Annotated in this window: 22 protein-coding genes; 13 read left to right on the forward strand and 9 right to left on the reverse strand. The window is 67.0% G+C overall.

The window, feature by feature from the left end:
• Positions 1-107: 107 nt before the first annotated feature.
• Complete coding sequence (locus BLS74_RS05780; protein ID WP_093103649.1) at positions 108-704, forward strand: hypothetical protein; 597 nt, start codon at positions 108-110, stop codon at positions 702-704.
• Positions 705-780: 76 nt separating this feature from the next.
• On the opposite strand, the gene BLS74_RS34305 is transcribed toward BLS74_RS05780, so the two are convergent.
• The 6 genes from BLS74_RS34305 to BLS74_RS05810 form a co-directional block, all read right to left on the reverse strand.
• Positions 781-930, reverse strand: a complete 150-nt coding sequence (locus BLS74_RS34305) for a hypothetical protein (protein WP_170855507.1) — start codon at positions 928-930, stop codon at positions 781-783.
• A gap of 21 nt (positions 931-951) precedes the next feature.
• On the reverse strand, positions 952-1,530 hold the full coding sequence (locus BLS74_RS05785) for a hemagglutinin repeat-containing protein (RefSeq protein WP_093103650.1): 579 nt from the start codon (positions 1,528-1,530) through the stop codon (positions 952-954).
• A gap of 42 nt (positions 1,531-1,572) precedes the next feature.
• Entirely contained in the window at positions 1,573-2,040 is a 468-nt protein-coding gene (locus BLS74_RS05790; RefSeq protein WP_170855508.1) for an RES family NAD+ phosphorylase, read from the reverse strand.
• Entirely contained in the window at positions 2,037-2,618 is a 582-nt protein-coding gene (locus BLS74_RS05795) for an MbcA/ParS/Xre antitoxin family protein (RefSeq protein WP_244503771.1), read from the reverse strand. The genes BLS74_RS05790 and BLS74_RS05795 overlap by 4 nt, the downstream gene beginning before the upstream one ends.
• 311 nt (positions 2,619-2,929) lie before the next feature.
• Positions 2,930-3,238 carry a type II toxin-antitoxin system RelB family antitoxin gene (locus BLS74_RS05805; protein WP_093103655.1) on the reverse strand — a complete coding sequence of 103 codons (309 nt, stop codon included), beginning with the start codon at positions 3,236-3,238 and terminating at the stop codon, positions 2,930-2,932.
• A 343-nt stretch (positions 3,239-3,581) separates the two neighbouring features.
• A complete protein-coding gene (locus BLS74_RS05810; protein WP_139191639.1) occupies positions 3,582-3,770 on the reverse strand; it encodes a hypothetical protein in 189 nt (62 codons plus the stop codon).
• A gap of 96 nt (positions 3,771-3,866) precedes the next feature.
• Here BLS74_RS05810 and BLS74_RS33730 point away from each other — a divergent pair, with 96 nt between their 5' ends.
• Positions 3,867-4,046, forward strand: coding sequence for a hypothetical protein (locus BLS74_RS33730; RefSeq protein WP_139191640.1), 180 nt, complete (start codon positions 3,867-3,869; stop codon positions 4,044-4,046).
• Between the two features lie 271 nt (positions 4,047-4,317).
• Here BLS74_RS33730 and BLS74_RS05815 read toward each other — a convergent pair whose 3' ends face one another.
• On the reverse strand, positions 4,318-4,527 hold the full coding sequence (locus BLS74_RS05815; RefSeq protein WP_093103658.1) for a hypothetical protein: 210 nt from the start codon (positions 4,525-4,527) through the stop codon (positions 4,318-4,320).
• 119 nt (positions 4,528-4,646) lie between these two features.
• Here BLS74_RS05815 and BLS74_RS05820 point away from each other — a divergent pair, with 119 nt between their 5' ends.
• Positions 4,647-7,472 carry an AMP-binding protein gene (locus BLS74_RS05820; protein ID WP_093103659.1) on the forward strand — a complete coding sequence of 942 codons (2,826 nt, stop codon included), beginning with the start codon at positions 4,647-4,649 and terminating at the stop codon, positions 7,470-7,472.
• 551 nt (positions 7,473-8,023) lie between these two features.
• Here BLS74_RS05820 and BLS74_RS05825 read toward each other — a convergent pair.
• Positions 8,024-8,524 carry a toll/interleukin-1 receptor domain-containing protein gene (locus BLS74_RS05825; protein WP_170855509.1) on the reverse strand — a complete coding sequence of 167 codons (501 nt, stop codon included), beginning with the start codon at positions 8,522-8,524 and terminating at the stop codon, positions 8,024-8,026.
• Between the two features lie 109 nt (positions 8,525-8,633).
• On the opposite strand from BLS74_RS05825, the gene BLS74_RS05830 reads away from it, so the two are divergent.
• The 3 genes from BLS74_RS05830 to BLS74_RS05840 all read left to right on the forward strand — a co-directional run bounded on the left by BLS74_RS05830 (position 8,634) and on the right by BLS74_RS05840 (position 10,981).
• Positions 8,634-9,230 (forward strand): RNA polymerase sigma factor, encoded by a 597-nt coding sequence (locus BLS74_RS05830; protein ID WP_170855510.1) that lies wholly within the window; start codon positions 8,634-8,636, stop codon positions 9,228-9,230.
• 291 nt (positions 9,231-9,521) lie between these two features.
• A complete protein-coding gene (locus BLS74_RS05835; RefSeq protein ID WP_093103663.1) occupies positions 9,522-10,139 on the forward strand; it encodes an anti-sigma factor family protein in 618 nt (205 codons plus the stop codon).
• A 5-nt stretch (positions 10,140-10,144) separates the two neighbouring features.
• Positions 10,145-10,981: a caspase family protein gene (locus BLS74_RS05840; protein ID WP_093103664.1), complete on the forward strand. Its 837-nt coding sequence runs from the start codon at positions 10,145-10,147 to the stop codon at positions 10,979-10,981.
• Positions 10,982-10,992: 11 nt separating this feature from the next.
• Here the strand turns inward: BLS74_RS05840 and BLS74_RS05845 are convergent, their stop codons facing one another.
• On the reverse strand, positions 10,993-11,952 hold the full coding sequence (locus BLS74_RS05845; RefSeq protein ID WP_170855511.1) for an alpha/beta fold hydrolase: 960 nt from the start codon (positions 11,950-11,952) through the stop codon (positions 10,993-10,995).
• Between the two features lie 176 nt (positions 11,953-12,128).
• Between BLS74_RS05845 and BLS74_RS05850 the strand changes: the two genes are divergently transcribed.
• The 7 genes from BLS74_RS05850 (at position 12,129) to BLS74_RS05880 (ending at position 17,386) form a co-directional block, all read left to right on the forward strand.
• Entirely contained in the window at positions 12,129-12,701 is a 573-nt protein-coding gene (locus tag BLS74_RS05850; protein ID WP_093103668.1) for a hypothetical protein, read from the forward strand.
• 206 nt (positions 12,702-12,907) lie between these two features.
• On the forward strand, positions 12,908-13,480 hold the full coding sequence (locus tag BLS74_RS05855) for a hypothetical protein (protein WP_093103669.1): 573 nt from the start codon (positions 12,908-12,910) through the stop codon (positions 13,478-13,480).
• 70 nt (positions 13,481-13,550) lie between these two features.
• Positions 13,551-13,880 carry a hypothetical protein gene (locus tag BLS74_RS05860; protein WP_093103671.1) on the forward strand — a complete coding sequence of 110 codons (330 nt, stop codon included), beginning with the start codon at positions 13,551-13,553 and terminating at the stop codon, positions 13,878-13,880.
• Positions 13,881-13,909: 29 nt separating this feature from the next.
• Positions 13,910-15,544, forward strand: a complete 1,635-nt coding sequence (locus tag BLS74_RS05865; RefSeq protein WP_093103672.1) for a DUF4384 domain-containing protein — start codon at positions 13,910-13,912, stop codon at positions 15,542-15,544.
• Positions 15,528-15,956 (forward strand): hypothetical protein, encoded by a 429-nt coding sequence (locus tag BLS74_RS05870; protein ID WP_139191642.1) that lies wholly within the window; start codon positions 15,528-15,530, stop codon positions 15,954-15,956. The genes BLS74_RS05865 and BLS74_RS05870 overlap by 17 nt, the downstream gene beginning before the upstream one ends.
• Before the next feature lie 33 nt (positions 15,957-15,989).
• Positions 15,990-16,712 carry a GIN domain-containing protein gene (locus tag BLS74_RS05875; RefSeq protein ID WP_093103675.1) on the forward strand — a complete coding sequence of 241 codons (723 nt, stop codon included), beginning with the start codon at positions 15,990-15,992 and terminating at the stop codon, positions 16,710-16,712.
• Positions 16,713-16,774: 62 nt separating this feature from the next.
• Positions 16,775-17,386, forward strand: a complete 612-nt coding sequence (locus tag BLS74_RS05880; RefSeq protein ID WP_093103677.1) for an OmpA family protein — start codon at positions 16,775-16,777, stop codon at positions 17,384-17,386.
• The last annotated feature ends 69 nt before the right edge of the window (positions 17,387-17,455 follow it).

Here is a 17,455-nt window from a genome sequence, read left to right on the forward strand (position 1 = left end):
CGGGATGATCCGGAACCCGCAGCCACAACGCGCGCCGAAGGACCTCCCGGCCTAGTCTCACGCAAGCGTGGGCCGTGTAGCAACAATCAGGTGGCGCCAAGCAGAGCGTGCGAATCTCAGATCATCCGATCATCCGCGAACGCTACGCCGATTTCGGCCCGACGCTGGCCGCCAGCATGCAACCGGGCGGCGATGGCTTCGTGCTCGTGCCCTCGCCCATCGCGCCATTTCCGACGACGGTGGTGGTGGGCGGCACGCTCGCCGTGAATGCGCAACTGGTGCCGGCCACCGCCACGCTGTCTGCGCAAACCACTGCGTTCCTGGGCGACGGCGGCGCGATGCAGGTGCAGGCGCCGGTCGGCGAACCGCCGGAAGACACCGTGCCGCTCACCATCACGATCCAGGTCGGTGCCGACGCGGCGAGCGCAGTGCCGGTGCGCTGCACATTCGATCTGGTGCCCGCGTTCACGCTGACCAGCGCCGGCGGCTTCAACGTCGCGCCCGGCACAACGATCACGCTGACGAGCAGCGATGGCACGGCGATTCAGGCTGTGTCACCGCCCGCCGGGCTGACGATCGTAGCGACGGGTGCGGATCTGGCGGTGACGGTGGATGCGGGTCATGCGGTGGGGCCGGTGACGGTGCAGGCGGTGGATGGGGGCAATGCGCAGCGGCAGGCGCGGCGCGTGATCACGGTGGCTTGAGCGAAGGCCTGCGCTATTGGGTTCAGCCTGAGTGCCTCCCGACAGTATCTCTACTGGCGATCAAGCCTTTGCTGGTTCAAACGTCGAAGCCGCCGTCGCCGGCCTTGATGCCGGCCTGGGTGTTCGGGCTCACGAACACAACATTGCTCTTGGCGCCGGCGGCGCTGCCGCTCACGGTGGCAACTGCCCCGTAGCAGATGGGCGGGATGCACAGGCTCACGTTCAAGCCGCTGCTCGATTGCCGGCTCTAGCCCACGCTCACGTCCTGCAGCGAGGCGATGCTCAGATCGCCGCCGACGTCGGCCGTGACACGGTTGGCCTCGACCACCGCACCGTTGAGGGTGAGATCGCCGCCGCTGGCGATGTCGACGGCCTTGCCGCCGCTCACCTGCGTGGCGTTGTAGCGGGTGTCGTCCTGGTTGTTGCTGCCCTTGCCTTGGCTCACACCCAGTTGGATGCTGAAGCCGTTCTGCGCCCCGGCGCCGAAGGTCACGCCGACGTTGGCGCCGCTGCTGCTGTTCTGGCCTACCATCACGCTGGGGTCTTTGCTGGCCTGCAGCGTGATGTCATTGTCCGCGGCGAGGTTGACGGTGTTGCCGGCGGCGATGGTGGAGCCGCTCGCGAGGATGTTGGAATCCTTGCCCCCGCCGGTGGCGACGATGTTGACTTTGTTGCTGCCCACAACGCTGGAGCCCACCGCCTGTTTGCTGGTGGTGACGCTGGTGCTCTGGCTCTCGTTGCGGCTCAGGTTGACGCTGACGCCGTAGCTCAATTGGCCGCCGCTGGCCAAGGCCTGAGCGCTGTCATACGCCTGCTTGCCGCTCATGGCGAGGTTGACCGCGCCCCCAATCAGCGCAGGCGTCGGCCTTCAGAACATCCGCTTGTCGAAACGGAACGGGTTGCGCTCGACCGTGATCGTGACCGCCGCGTACTGCGGATGGTCCGGGTTCAGCAAGATGTTGGACTCGTCCGGCTCGACGGCTGACGGCACCCACAGGCCCAGCGAGGCGCCCGAGGCGCGCCACGTGATCCCGGCGCTCTGTGTCCACAGCTCATCGGCGCGCCAGTTGTCCGGCAGTCCCGCCTCGCGGATGTCCATCAGCACCGCATCGTCAGGCAGGTCGAGCCGCAGGAGCGCCTGATTGAGCGGCTGCACGCCGTTGCAATGCACACGCTTTTCAAGCTGGCACAGCGCGCGGCTACCGCCCGCGTAGACCACCGGCTGGCCCTCGGGCGGCGTGCGGTGCCAGCGCCCGGACTCGAAGGTCGAGCCGAGCCACAGCGTCGAGAGCGTCAGGCCCTTGGTGCTGCCGATGCGCCAGACGGCGATGCTCAAACGACACCGCCGTACTCGATGGCGTTGAGCATCGCGCGCACCTTGGCACCGCCGAATTCGTTGCCAGCGAACTCCATCGGCGTTTTTCCCCCGAGCAGATCGTGTGGTTTGGTGAGCCAAGTCTTACCATCCTCGCCGAACACCTCGGCGGCGCGCACCAGCAGGTCGCTGTGGCGCAACATCCGCTCGGTCACCGAGGCGTCCATCTCGGTCTCCGGCCCGGCGCGAGAGAGCGTCGATGGATGCACGTGCAGGGCGAGGAACAGGTCCTTGCGCCGCTCCATGCCGGTCGCTTCGAACCATTGCCGGACCGCTGCTGCGGTGACTGGCTTCGCGGCGAGCGTCGCCGCAAGGTCGATATTGAAGTTCATGCGATGGTGGCCGGCCTCGTGCATCTCAACGAAGACCTTCGCTCGGGTCAGCGCGGCAGCGCCCTTGCGCTTGGCGGCGCGCAGATCGCTGAGCGAAGTGAAGACGCTCTCAAGTCGCGCGGTCAGCTCATGCACCGCCTTCGACTGCTCGACGGCGTCCTGAGCTGCTTCCTCGATGAACCCCGTGATGACGCCTGCGGCCGGCACGCCCTGCGGCGCGGGGATCAGCCGCTTGGCGACCGGCCTGGGTTGATGCTGGGGGGGTTGTCGTGTCATGGGGGAACATTACCATGAATTGCAAACGCAACGCTAGCACATTGCAATTGCACGCACGGCTGCCGAGGATTCCGGCCACCGTTGCGGATACCTGGGCGAACCACCGCGCCCACCGGCCGATGGGCGCCCCGACAGCGCCACCGCGTCGCCGTCCACTGCAATCGCCGCGCGCGGATCGTCTTGTTCGATGAAGTCGAAAATCCGCTCTCGGTCATCCATCGCCAACGGCGACCACTCCAGCCTCACGCCTTACCTTTACCCGCTTTGAGCAGCGCAGTTGCTCGGCGCTTGGCGAAATGCGCTTCAACCTTCTCGTGCGGGACGGCGGGGCGCGGATCATCCAAGGCCTCCTGCACCTTGGCTCGGAACCAGGCGTCATGGGCCGCAGCGTCAACGGTAAAACCCGCCGGCAATGCGCCCTCCTTGGCCACACGTGTCAGAACGATCCTCATCACGTCCGAGACGGTGAGGCCGATGTTGTCGAGCACCGCGGTGGCGCGCTCCTTCACGTCAGCGTCGATGCGGGTCTGTACCAATGCGTTTGCGACCATGGCGGGCCTCCAAGTCAGAGAACAACGGATTTATTGTTGTTCAATTGAATGACATCGCAAAGTGCAACGGTGCAGCGCCTGGTTGGGCTGGACGCAGCAGCAGATGGGCTCAGCTCGCTGCTTGGCCTCTTCCTGCTGGCCCACAAGCCCCGACGCGGGCGCTTCAGGCTCACGAACCGACTCGTTGACGAAGCCGGGGGAAGCCGCTCCGCCCTGGCCTCGACCTTGTCGCGTCCACTTCCCGCGCTCCTATGGGCGCGCCCCGAACAAGGGATTCCGCAGCGCAAGCAGATGACGGATACAGTGCAACCCCCCGGCTGCCTGGTACCCCTTTTCACTGGCGTCAGACCGCGGATTCCGGCTTGCGGAGGTGCGTCACTCGCTCGAGGTAGATGGTCCCTTGATGCAGGGGAAACTTGTCCATGTGCGCCAGCTTGCCGTTCCCCTTCATGAAGCGCATGCCCCAAGACACGATGACCGCAATACCCCGCGCACCGAGTTCGTCAAGCAGTTCCTGGATGTCGCGCGCCAAGCTCGCCTCATCCATCGCATGTCGACGCGACCATCAAAACCGTCGTGCAGCGTGCGAGCGTGCAATGCGCCGCCCCTTCACCAAGACGTCCTGATCATGCTGGAATTTGGTTCGGCGCAAGTTCACATATCCAATGCGGGCGCCGTTATCGCTGCCAATCATCGCGCAGCACCTACTACTACCGTGCAGCCTGAGCAGATTGCCGATGGACGTCTGGTCGAACTCATCGGTGACATCCAGGACGAGCTGCCTGGGTACGGCTATCGACGCGCGTGACGCGTGAACTGCACGCGGGCGCCCGGTGAACCAATAAACGGGTTGCTCGCGTGATGAGGGCCAACGGACAGGGAATCGGAGTGATCGTACTTTTTGCGCAAACTGATACGGCCAGCGGCGATATTCCGTTGGAGATCAAGGCTTTACGGCGACCGGTGGTCACGACATGACCCGAGCTCGCAAGTCGTTGCCGCGCAAAGTGTTTTTGCCCCAAGCGCCCCAATTTCCGTGAAAAGTACGATCATTCCACGTGGGGCTCCGGTGCAAACCTTTAGCGTGGCCGAGTAACTTGCCAAAGCGCCGCGCAGGTCGGGCCGAAGCACGGCGTTCCAGATCGTGGGCGCACCTTGGCCTCGAACGGCAGCCGGGCGAGATCGAACTGGCCCTTGCGGATGCGATGCAACAACTCCACGCCAGCGATCGTCACCGCCGCGTGGTTGAAGACCTTGAAGTCGAGCATGGGGTTGATGCGCGACTTCACGCCCCGATGGCTTTCTTGCCGGGGCCGTCGAGAACGGCGCAGGATGGTCTCGCCGATGGAAAGAACCTTGATGGCACCTCCACCAGAGGGGCCCCAAATGCAGCAACGGTAATCAGCCAATGAACGTAGACTCGCCTCCTCGCGCAGTGTCGGACGAGGCTGTACTGCGGATCGTGCGGGAGGTCTTGACCGAACTCCACCCAGGTCGCGCGGACATGGGCCCGGTGACGCTGGACAGCGCGCTCGAGGAAGACCTTGGCTTGGACAGCCTGGCGCGCGTGGAGCTGTTGATGCGCCTCGAGCGCGCGTTCGGCGTACGCCCGCCGGAGCATATGCTGAGCACGGCCGAAGCGCCACGGGACCTGCTGCGCGCGCTGCTGGCCGCACGTGGTCCACACCAGACGAAAGTGCTTCAGACACAGCGGCTGCCGGTGCCCGAACGCGTCTCGCAAGCGCCGTACGCGGCGGCGACCCTGCAGGAGGTGCTCGACTGGCACGTGCGGGCTCATCCGCAGCGCGAGCACGTTGTGATCGACAACGGCGACGACGGACTGACGCGCCTGCGCTATGCCGACTTGCAGCAGGGCGCCACCTGCGTCGCCGCGGGGCTGCTGGATCGCGGCTTTCTGCCGGGTCAGCCGGTGGCGCTCATGCTGCCGACCGGCCGTGAGTACTTCTTCAGCTTCGCCGGCATTCTGCTCGCCGGAGGCATCCCGGTACCGATCTACCCGCCGGCGCGGGCGGCGCAGATCGAGGAGCACCTGCGGCGTCACGTCGGCATCCTCACCAACGCGCTGGCCACGGTGCTGATCACCGTACTGCAGGCCAAGGCGCTGGCGACGCTGCTCAAGTCGCAGGTGCCGTCGCTGCGCGTTGTCTGCACCGTTGAAGAGCTGTCCTCGTGTACTGCCTCCTTGGAACACTTCACTGCCCATGCAAGCGATATCGCCTTGCTGCAGTACACCTCCGGCAGTACCAGCAGTCCCAAGGGAGTGGTCCTGACGCACGCCAACCTGCTCGCCAACTTGCGGGCCATGGGGCAGGTCCTGCAAGTCAGCTCCGAAGACGTCTTCGTCTCGTGGCTGCCGCTGTACCACGACATGGGGCTGATCGGGGCGTGGCTGGGCAGCCTGTACTACGCGTATCCGCTGGTGGTGATGTCGCCGCTGAGGTTTCTCGCGCGACCGGAACGCTGGCTGTGGGCAGTGCACCGGCACTCCGGCACGCTTTCGGGCGGGCCCAACTTCGGCTACGAGCTGTGCCTGCGCAAGCTGGACGAGGCCGCGCTGGACGGGCTCGACCTTTCCAGTTGGCGATTTGCGTTCAACGGCGCCGAACCGGTCAGCGCGACGACCATGCTGGAATTTCAGCAACGCTTCGCCCGCTACGGGCTGCGGCCGCAAGCCCTGGCACCAGTGTACGGACTGGCGGAGACTTCGCTGGGCCTGACCTTCCCGCCGCCAGGGCGGGGTCTGATAGTCGACCGCATCGACCGACAAGCGTTCTCGCGCTCGGGCCGCGCGCTGTCCGCGGCGACCGGCGCGTCTGACGTGCAACTGGTCGTGGCATGCGGCCAGCCGCTGCCGGGCCATGAGGTCCGCCTAGTCGACTCGACGGGACGTGAGGTGGCGGAACGCCAGGAAGGGCGTCTGCTGTTCAAGGGACCATCGGCCACCAGTGGCTACTTCCGCAACTCGAAAGAGACGCGCCGACTGTTCGATGGCGAGTGGCTGGACTCGGGCGACTACGCCTACATGGCACAAGGCGACGTCTATATCACCGGGCGGGCGAAGGACGTAATCATTCGGGGCGGCCGTCAGGTGTACCCGTATGACCTGGAGGAGGTCGTCGGCGCGATTCCCTCTATCCGCAAGGGCTGCGTCGCCGTGTTCGGCAGCCCGGACCCCGGGACCCGCAGCGAACGGGTCATTGTCATGGCGGAAACCCGCAGTATGCCCCCCGAGGCGCAGGCGCAACTGCGCCGCCAGATCAACACCGCCGCGGTCAGCGTCCTCGGTGCGCCGCCGGACGACGTGGTCCTGGTGCCGCCGCACACGGTCTTGAAGACATCGAGCGGCAAGATTCGTCGCGCGGCCAGCCGCGAACTGTACGAGAACGGTGGCGCTTCAGCCGCGCAGCCGGCGCCGTGGCGGCAGATCGCGCGGTTTGCATGGCAGGCGATACTGCCGCAACTACGGCGCGCTTGGCGCGTCGGTGCGACGGTGGCCTACGCTGGATATGTCTGGCTGGTGTTCTGGATGCTCGCGCCCATCACGTGGGCGCTGGCCGCATTGCTGCCCAAGTCGTCCTGGAGTTGGGCGCTGAGTCACCATGCGGCCCGGCTCTTCTTACGGTTGTCCGGGCTCCCGTTTGTGGTCGAGGGACTCGAGAATTTGCCGCGTGAAGCGACCTGTGTGGTCGTGGCGAATCACGCGAGCTATCTGGATGGAATCACTCTGGTCGCCGCACTGCCGCGCCATTTCCGCTTTGTCGCCAAGCGAGCGCTCCAGGAACAGTTCATCCCACGGGTGTACTTGCGAGGTCTCGGCGCCATTTTTGTAGACCGCGACGACGCGCAGCGCGGGGCGGAGGACGTCGCGCGGGTGACGCGCAGCGTTTGCGCCGGCACAGCCATGTTGTTCTTTCCGGAAGGCACGTTCCGGCGCGTGCCAGGCTTGCTGCCGTTCCGTGCGGGCGCGTTCTCTACGGCAGCGCAGGCCGGAGTGCCCGTGGTGCCGGTGACGATCCGCGGCACGCGCTCCGTGCTGCGCGAGGGCCAGTGGTTCCCACGCCGCGTGCCGATCAGCGTGAGGGTCAGTGCCCCGATCCGTGCGGATGGTGACGACTGGTCAGCGTCAATCCGGCTGCGCGACGCCGTGCGCACGGAGATCCTGAACCGGTGCGCAGAGCCGGATGCCGATGATAAAGGCTGCCTGCATTCGTAAAGTCGCGTATCAATCTACATGGAAAGCACGATCACCCAGGCCGCGCTGCTATGGCTTGTTGGGACGGGCCTTGATGGGCTGTGTCGCACGGCGCGTCGTCGCCGACTCAATATTCCGTCTTGAAGTGAATCACACCGCTCGGTCGGTTGCTCAACCTCAACGGACCGACATTTGCGGACGCCAACGTGCCACGCGAAGGAAGGCAGCTAGTGCGCGACTATGTACTCACGCGCTGGTCGAATGGTGCGACCTTCGTTTGGTCGCGGCGGCTGCGTCGTGTGGGGTCGCGGCGAAGGGTCGAGCGGCCTGCGCTTCGACGCCGCAGATCCCGTCCGAAACTCGTAGTCGTCGCACAAAGCCCCTATTGCTTGTGGTTAGCGAGCTCGTCGTAGCCACAGCGCACGCGGGGGTTCAGTCGGGACGCGCGTCTACGCGTGGCGCGTGCTGCACACAGCGCCCGATGCCCCCGGAACAGGTTGCTCGAAGTCGATGCTGAGTGACCTCACTCATGGCTCAAGCTCCCTCGAAGCGCATAGAGAAATCGACCGCCTTCACATGCTTGGTGGGCGTGCCGACCAAGATGCGGTCCACGCCCGGATCGAGCCGCGGACAACAGCAAGCGCAACTTGCTGCGCGTCGATCTCTGGTCGATGTTCGAAACGCCGCGCATGCGGGGCCTTGCTTCGATGAGCGACCCCGTGCTGCTGGCGCCGGCCCGGGCACTTCGATCGACACGTTTCGACCTCGGTACGCAGCCAATTCGGCACCTCTAGCGTGTCGCGGTTGATGATCACCACCAGCAACTTCGACCGCAGCAGGGCGCGTCTTAGGGTGTCGGACAGCGGTTCGCCGGGTGGCGCCTCGTCCTCGCTGAAGAACACGCTCAGGTCTCGCTCGCGCAGCCTTCTGGCAAGGTCCGACGCGTAGCTCTGCGATCCACGCGGCGGGCCGCCTAGCGCGACGGAGATGAACACGTCGTAACCGAAAAGTCGCGAGGCAAATGAGGCCTTCGGCGCTTGCGGGGAAGGCGGTGTGGTTGGCGTGTCCTTCACGGGTCGATTCTGGCTGATGCCGCCAGTGGCGCACGCAGCCCCATTCATACCGATGGGTGATGACGTTATATTGCGTCACCGTCACCCCCGCCGCACCGCCACCGCCCGCATGGACAACGACGAGGTCAATCAGCTGCTCGTACGCATCGGCCGCGAAGACCAGGCAGCGTTTCGTCAGCTGTACAAGGCGTTCAGCCGAAAGGTATACGCCTACGTGCTCAACATGCTGAACGACCACGCGCGGGCCGAGGAGGTCCTGGTGGACACGCTTTATGAGGTCTGGCGCCACCCCCAGCGCTTTCGCGGCGATTCGCAGTTTTCCACGTGGCTCATCGGGATCGCACGCAGAAAGGCGCTGATGGTCTATCGGGCGCGCCGGCCCGACGAGGTGCATGGAGATCTCGAGGACATCGCCGAGATCACCGCCTCGGACACGCCTGACGGCTACGCGGAGTTGGCGGGCAAGCAACGGCGCGAAGGCGTACAGCACTGCATGGGCAAGCTGTCGGACGAGCACCGCGAATGCCTGCACCTGGTGTTTTACGAGGGCATGGGCCTGGCTGAAGTGGCAGAGGTGCAGAATTGTCCCGAGGGCACCGTCAAGACGCGCCTGTTCCACGCCCGCCAGAAGATCAAGAAATGCCTGGAGTCTCTGCTGCGAAGCGAGGGCGGCGCCCCCGACGCCAAAGGCGCGCTCGCATCCTGAAGCTTGCGGTGTACGTGACAAGCGCGCAAAAATAAACTGAACCTTCGGCCGACCTCGCGCAACCCAGAGGCGACACGGGCATGTCCCGTGCAGGTAGATCGGGGTCTCGGTGCGGTCGGTCGCGCGCGCTATATTGCGTGATCTCACCACAGTCGCCGCTTGCATGGACAACGATCGGGTCAGTCACGGGCTCGTACGAGCCGAAGAATTCTGGGTGGTCACCATGGTCGAGATCTTTTCATCGTTGCCGCACCGCAAGGGTGCGACCGTTGCCACGAGAGCACAGGCATCATGAACAAACGCTTCGAAGAACTGCTCCCCTGGTACGCCAACGGCACGCTGGGAGCCGAAGAGCGCGCCTGGGTCGACGCCTACCTGGAACAGAATCCCGAGGCCCGGAGCGAGTTGGACTGGTATCGCTCGCTGCAGCAGCGCGTACAGGAAAGCGCCCCGGCCGTACCGGCAACGATCGGCCTGGCGCGCGCCATGCGCCTGATCCAGGGCGACCGTCCGACCTTGGGCGAGCGCATCGGCGCCTTCTTCGGCAACTTCGGCATGCGCCCGAGCTATGCGATGGCCGGGCTGGCGCTCGTGGCAGTGCAAGGCGGCGTGATCCTGAACCTGCTCGGTGACGTACGCGAGAACGAGAACGAAATCCGCGCACTGCACGCGGTTCGCGTCGAAGAGGCTCCGATGCTGAAGATCAGCTTCGCACCCGACGCCAAGGAGGCCGACATCCGCATGCTGGTGGTCCAGGTTCACGGTGAGCTGGCCGGCGGTCCGGGCCAGCTGGGCGACTACTACCTGCGCGTGCCGGCTGGCACCGAGGCCGCGGCGCTCGCCCGGGCGCAGGCTGCCCCGATCGTTCAGGCCGCCTCGCTGGCGCCCGGCGTGCCGCCTCGGGAGTAGCCGCCATGGCCACGCTGCTGACCCGCCGTATGTTGCTGCGCTGCACATTGGGCGCCGCAGCGCTGCCCTTCGGTCCCGCCATGAGCGGCCCTGCCGACGCCAACGTCGCCGAGTCGCGCATCGCCCTGGTGATCGGCAACGGCGCGTATCGCACTGCACCGTTGAAGAACCCGCCCGGCGACGCCAGCGCCGTCGCGGCGGCGCTGCGCGGCCTCGGCTATGACGTGACCCTGCGTCAGAACACGCGGCTGCCGGAACTGATCGAGTCGCTGCGCGAGTTTTCGGTGCGCGCTCCGAAGGCCTCGGTTCGCATGCTGTTCTATGCCGGCCACGGCGTTCAGGTGAAGGGCCGCAACTACCTGGTGCCGATCGACGCCGACCCGCAATCGGAAGCGGACATCCAGCGTCAAAGTGCGGACGTCGGCGAGTTCGTCGACCGACTCAGCGCGATTCCCACCGGCGTCAACATCGTGGTGCTCGACGCCTGCCGTGTGAACCCGTTCGCCGGCGGCGTCATTGTCGGCCCCGATGGACGGCGACTGCGATTCCGCGGCGCGACGCCGGGTGGCCTCGCGACGCTCGATGCGCCCGTGGGCACCCTGGTGGCCTTCTCGACCGCGCCGAACGGCGTGGCGCTCGACGGCGCCAGCGGCAAGCACAGCGTCTACGCGCGCCACCTGCTGGCCAACCTGCCGACGCCGGGCCTGCAGATCGAGCAGCTCTTCAAGCGGGTGCGCATCGGCGTTGCCGAAGATACCGGCCGCGCGCAGGTGCCCTGGGAGTCGTCGAGCCTGACCACCGACTTCTGCTTCAAATCGGACGACAAGGGGCGCTGCGGGTAGGCAAACCGCGCTCACGCGTGGTCGTCCAAGAAGCGCTCGAGTTCGCGCGCGAAGCGCAGCGGCTCACTGACATGCGGCGAATGGCCGGCACGCGGGTAAACCGAGATCTGCGCGTGCTTCACCGTGTCGCGATACCAGGCATCGAGCGGCAGACCGGCGTAGTGCGGGCTGCGCGCCCCGAGCACGACGAGCAGCGGGGCATCGAGGCGCGACAGCGAAGCGCGGAAGTCGGCATGCGCCATCGACTCGGCGAGGTCGAGCAATGGCCGGACATCGATGCGTCCCAGGCGCCGGCGCAGCATCCGTCCGAGCGATGCTTCGACACCCAGCTGGCGCTTCAGCCAAGCGCCGCCGAACGTGCCGACCTCGTTCAACAGCGTCTCGGCCAGATCCTGGCGCGCACCCGCGATCAGCCCCGACAGCATCGTCGCGCTGCAGCCGCCGAACAGCCCGAGACGCCAGCTGTCGTCCGTCACGATGCGCGGCGACTGGTCGACCAGCGCAACCGCCGCGACGCGCTGCGTGCCATACAAATGCAGATACTGCATCAGCGTCAGCGCGCCCATGGAGTGCCCGACCAACGCCGAACGCTGCAGCCCGAAGTGATCGAGCATCTCGGCCAGGTCGCAAGCCAGTCGCGCCAGCGTGATGCTGCCGCGCACCGGCCGGCAGCTGCCATGGCCGCGCGCGTCCCAGGCGAGCACGCAATGACGCCGCGCCAGCCTTCGCGCCACCGGCATCCAGTCGCGATGCGAGCACCCGACCCCGTGCACCAGCACCAGCGGCGGGCCTTTGCCGAGCACGTAAACGGGAACCACCTGACCATCGCTGGCCGTGAAGCTGTCGTACTCGCCGGCACCAGGCGTGCCGAGGCCCACCAGCCCGAAATTGCGCAGCGCGTTCAAGGCGCCGCGCAGGCCCGTCAGGCGTGGCGGGTGTGGAGGCGGTTCAGGCGGAGCCCTGTCGAGCATGGCGGGCAATCCTACGCTGGCGCGCAGCCCGCCCGACATCCGCTTGAACCCTTCTCAGCCTGCCTGCTGCCAAATCGTTTGAACCGTTTCCGAACCGGCCGCAACCCATGGAGCGGGAAGGCAGGCAAATCGGCAAGCCCCACCATCAACCTCGTCACCACTCTCAGGAGATCATCATGCAACTCGTTCGCAAAGCTTCCGCCCTCGTCGTTCTCGGTCTCGCCTTCGGTGGCGCGATCGCCGGCGAGATCACCGGCTCCACGGTGCTGTCCACCGGCGCCGTCAACACCTCGGCAGGCTTCCTGGCCACGGCGCGCCAGAACATCGGCGTGGCCGAACAGAACGGCAAGATCACCAACAGCACCGTGATCGTCAACGGCGCCAACAACACGGCCGCGGGCTTCCTGTCGACGGCGACGCAGAACGTCGGCCGCGCGACGCAGGACGGCAAGATCACCAACAGCACGATCATCGGAAACGGCCTGAACAACGTGGCCGCCGGCTTCCTCAGCACCGCCACGCAGGAGGTGGGCTTCGCCAAGGACAGCGGCGTGGTCGAGAACTCGACGGTCATCGCCAACGGCGCCAGCAACACGGCCGCCGGCTTCCTGTCCACCGCCCGCCAGCAGATCGGCGGCGCCCAAGGCAACGGCAAGCTGTCGAACTCGACGGTCATCGCCACCGGCTCGGTCAACACCGCCGGCGGCTTCCTGTCGACCGCCGACCAGAGCATCGGCGTCGCCAAGTAAGCCGCTGCCGCTACTCCCGCGGCCTGTCGCCGCCCGGCCCGCCCGCGCATCCGCGCCGGCGGGTCTTTTCATTCCTGCAGCTCGCCTTGTCCGCCGCGAATGCCAATTCGCTTGAACCGTTTGCGGACCCGCCGCAACCCATGGAGCGGAAGGCAAGCAAGCGCATGCCGCCACCCCCAACCCGCCAACCCTTCAGGAGATCCACCATGAAAGCCGCTCCCAAACTTTCCGTCCTCGCCGCGCTCGGCCTCGTCTTCGGTGCCGCCATGGCCGGCGAGATCACCGACTCCGGCGTGTTCTCGACCGGCACCGTCAACACCTCGGCCGGCTTCCTGTCCACCGCGCGGCAGAACGTCGGCGTGGCCGAGCAGAACGGCAAGGTCCGCAACACGGCTGTGATCGTCAACGGCGCGGTCAACACCTCGGCGGGCTTCCTGTCGACGGCCAACCAGAGCATCGCCCGCGCTACCCAGAACGGCCAGATCAGCCAGACCGCCGTGGTCGCGCAAGGCGTGAACAACACCGCCGCCGGCTTCCTGAGCACCGCAAACCAGGAAGTGGGCTTCGCCAAGGACGACGGCAAGGTCCAGGGCAGCTTCGTCGGCGCCACCGGCGTGAGCAACGTGGCCGGCGGCTTCCTGGCCTCGGCGCACCAGCAGATCGGCGGCGCGCAAGGCAGCGGCAAGCTGACGAACTCGACGGTGCTCGCCACGGGCCAGGTCAACACCGCCGCGGGCTTCCTGTCAACCGCCGACCAGAGCGTCGGCGTCGCGAAGTAAGACCTCGTCCTTCTTCTTTCCCTGCGCCGGCGTCTCCCCCCGCCGGCGCTTCCCCACCCAGGAGACCACCATGAATGCAAGCCTCGCCCTCACCGCCCGCATCGTCCTCGCCGCCGCCACGCTGGGCGCCGGCGCCCACGCAATGGCGGGGCAGGAGCTGATGGGCGTCGATACGCGCTTCCGCGCGAAGATCGCGAAGGAAAAGATCCGCATCGCCGCCCAGGAGCGCAAGGCCGACGAACAAGGCAAGTCACAGGGAAACTCCCTGGACTCCACCAGCTGCGGGAGTCAGAGCATCGGCAACATCGACACCGGCGGGCGCATCGGCGCCGGCCCGCGCGAGGTTTTCGTGTTCGCACCCAACGCGATCAACATCGTCGGCCGCGGCGGGTGCCGCTGAGCGGACGTCCCGCAGAAGGGAGATCTCACATGAAACCGCCCAAAGTCGCGCGCCTCCTCGCGCTTGCCGCCGCCCTCGCCGCACTCGCCGGCTGCCAGACGCTCGAGGTCAAGCAGCCCACCATCGAGCAGACCAACGAGATCCGCAAGGGGCCCGAGGACCGGCCCCAGCGCTCGATCACCGGCTTCTCGCATGCGCTGCGCTGCATGGACACGCTCTTGCTCGACTACGGCGTGCGTGACATCACGATGCTGACCGAGGAAATCGCCGACGAAACGAAGAAGCTGAACGCCGGCACGCGCGACATGCTGATCTCGTCGGTGTCGGACATGTCGCGGCGCAGCCGGGCGGTGCGCCTGGTCGCGTTCGGCAAGGACACGGCGAACGTGATCAGCTACCTCGCCTCGGCGCAAAGCGCGTCGGCCTACCAGGCCATCCCGCTGTACGACATCAAGGGCTCGGTGTCGCAGTTCGACGAGAACCTGGTCAAGAACCAGAAGGACATCGGCATCGGCTTCGCGCCCTTCATCAACCTCGGCGCGGCAAAGGATGCGGGCTCCAGCATGCTGGCGCTCGACCTGAGCGTGCTGACGACCAGCGACATGGCGGTGCTCGCGGGCGTCACTTCGCGCAACTCGGTGATGATCCTGAAGCAGGGCAGCGGCATCGACGGCGATGCTGCGTACCACAAGTTCGGCATCAACTACAGCATGAACCTGGCGAAGGCCGAAGGCCAGACGCAGGCGCTGCGCGGGCTGGTCGAGCTCGCGGCGGTCGAACTCATCGGCAAGCTCACCAAGACTCCGTACTGGACCTGCCTGGGCGTGACCGATCCGAAGAAGAACGACGAAACGCGCCTCGAGATGTTCGACTGGTACCACGCGATGGCGTCGACGCGTATCGAGCTGATCGCCTACTTCCAGAACCAGCTGCGCCGGCGCGCGTTCTACGACGGCCCGATCGACGGCGAATTCAACCCGGCCATCGACGAGGCGATCGCGAACTACCGCGCTGCGCTGGGCCTCAGCCGCGAGGCGGTGCTCAACGAGGAGTTCTTCTACGCCTTCCTCGCCGCCGACCACACCAAGATCAAGCGGCCTGACCAGCCTGCACGCTACGTCGCGCCGGCCTCGGTGGCCGGAGCCCCCGCATCGATCCCGGTGGCCGCAGCCGCAACGACCGCAGCAGCCGCAAGGGCCGCAGCCACCCCGGCAGCCGAGGCGGCCCACGCACAGGCGGCGGCGCTCAAGCTCTCGCTGACGACCCCGAAGCAGCAGACCCGCTTCGCCCGCGGGGAGGCGATCAACCTGGCCCTCGCGCCCTCGCAGGATGCGCATGTCTACTGCTACCTGCAGGACGAGGAGGCCAAGGTCATCCGCTTCTTCCCCAACCGCTTCGCCCGCGACTCGCGCGTCGCCGCGGCCCAACCGCTCGCGCTGCCCGGCGCGATGCGCTTCCAGCTCACGATGAACACGAAGGGCGTGCCCGAGACCATTTCCTGCTTCGCGACGCAGCGTGACGTGATGGCTTCGCTGCCGCAGGCGCTGGTCGGCGCCGACTTCGAACCCCTCCCCGGCGCCACGCTCGAACTGATCCGCAGCGCCTTCGTCAAAGCCAGCGGCGGCACGCTCGCCCAGGAGAACTTCCGTGTCCAAGCCAAATGAGTCCCGTCCTGGCCGTGCGAAGCAGCTCGGCATCCGCCTGGCCGCTGTGAGCGCGGTCGCCCTGGTCGCCGCCGTCGGCGTCCTGCAACTGCCCCTCGGCGCGACGGCAGGCGTCGCCACCGCGGCCGCCCCCACCGACGATCGCGTCGGGTCCGGGCTCCCGCCCGCACCCCCGGCCTCGACGCCGGTGCCGAGACAGAAGGCGCAGGGTACCTATCGGCTGCGCTGCTGGCAGTACGGCCGCCTGCTGTTCGACGAGGGGCCGGTCACCCTGGGGCCCGACGCACGGCAGGGTGCGAAGCTGGTGGCGATCGACCGCGACGGCGGGGCGGTGATCGTCACCGATGCCGGCTGGACCACCTGCCAGGCGCGCCCCTACCCCGCGCCACCCAACCTCGCGCTGCCGCGCTGAGGCCACGGCTCATCGCAACCCAGGAGCCGCACCATGAACTGGTTCACCCGTGTGTTCCCCGTGCGGGGGACGCTTCGGGCCGCGGCTTCGGCCGCGGTTCTTGCCGCGATCCTTGCCGAGCCGGCACAGGCGGCCACCGAGACCCGCAGCGTCGCCGACTTCGACCAGGTCGTGTTCGCCGTCGCCGGCGAGGTCAGCATCGAGCAGGGCCCGCGCGAGACGCTGACCCTGGAAGCCGAGCCGGCGGTGCTGCGCAAGATCACGACCGAGGTTCAGGGCCGGCGCCTGCTCATCGGCCTGGCGCCCGGCCGGATCGAGACACAGCAGCCGATCCGGATGAAGCTCGGCGTCCGGACGCTGCGCGTGTTCGAGTCGCGCACGGCCGGTGCGATCAGCATCGGACCGCTGCGCAGCGACGCGCTCGCGCTGGTGCTGGCGGGCGGCGGCTCGATCCGCCTCGATCGCCTGGAAAACGCGCGCAGCCTCGACGTGCGGATCACCGGCGCCGGCGAAGTCGCTGTCGGGGGCGGCAGGGTGATGGCGCAGCAACTTGCCATCACCGGCATGGGCAGCTATTTGGCACCCAAGCTCGCCAGCGAGCGCGCCGAAGTCACGATCGATGGCAATGGCGAAGTGCGACTTGCTGCCAGCACCACGCTGGCGGTGCGCATCGGGGGTGTCGGCCACGTGCGCTATCACGGCGACCCGGTGGTGACACGTTCCATCCGCGGCATCGGGTCGATCGAGAAAGATTGAACCGACCAGGCGGCGCGCGCAACCCATGGGCATCGACGAATCCAACGCCCAAGGAGCCCGAAATGACCCGCTACTTCAGCACCCTCGCCCTCGCCCTCGCCGCCGCCCTGATCAGCCCCCAGGTGAAGGCCGAGAAGGTGATCGTCTATCGTGAGGGCCAGCTCGTGAACCCGCTGGACGTGGCGGCGGTGCTCGGCAAGACCCGTTCGATCCGCCTGCTCGATGATGCACCTGCCGCCCCGACGAAGTTCGTCGCGGCGGCGGCGGTTGCACTGGCGAAGACGTCGGCGCGTACCTCGGCCTCTGCGCCCATTGCGCGTGATGACTCGAACGCGGACGCCTCGGCGCTGTCCCTGCCGGTACGCTTCGCCTTCGACTCCGCTGACATCCTTCCAGCCGCACGGGCCCAGCTCGACGCGCTGGCCGAAGGCATCAAGCTGCTTGCGCCCAAGAGCATCGTCACGGTCGAAGGCCACACCGACGCCGTCGGCAGCGATGCCTACAACCTCGAGCTGTCGCGAGGCCGCGCCCGCGCAGTGCGTGACTATCTGGTGCAGCGCCACGGCATCGACACCGCACGCCTGAAGACGGTTGGTTATGGCGAAGACCGGCCGATCGCAGACTCCGATCCGTACGCCGCCGTGAACCGTCGCGTGCAGTTCCACGGCTCCTGAACGGACGATCGCGCGTACCCAGGGCCCGCACCACGGCCGCGTCGCGGCGGCCGCGCGCTCCCCTTGTGC

Source organism: Variovorax sp. CF079 (genome assembly GCF_900101545.1).
GTDB lineage: Bacteria > Pseudomonadota > Gammaproteobacteria > Burkholderiales > Burkholderiaceae_C > Variovorax.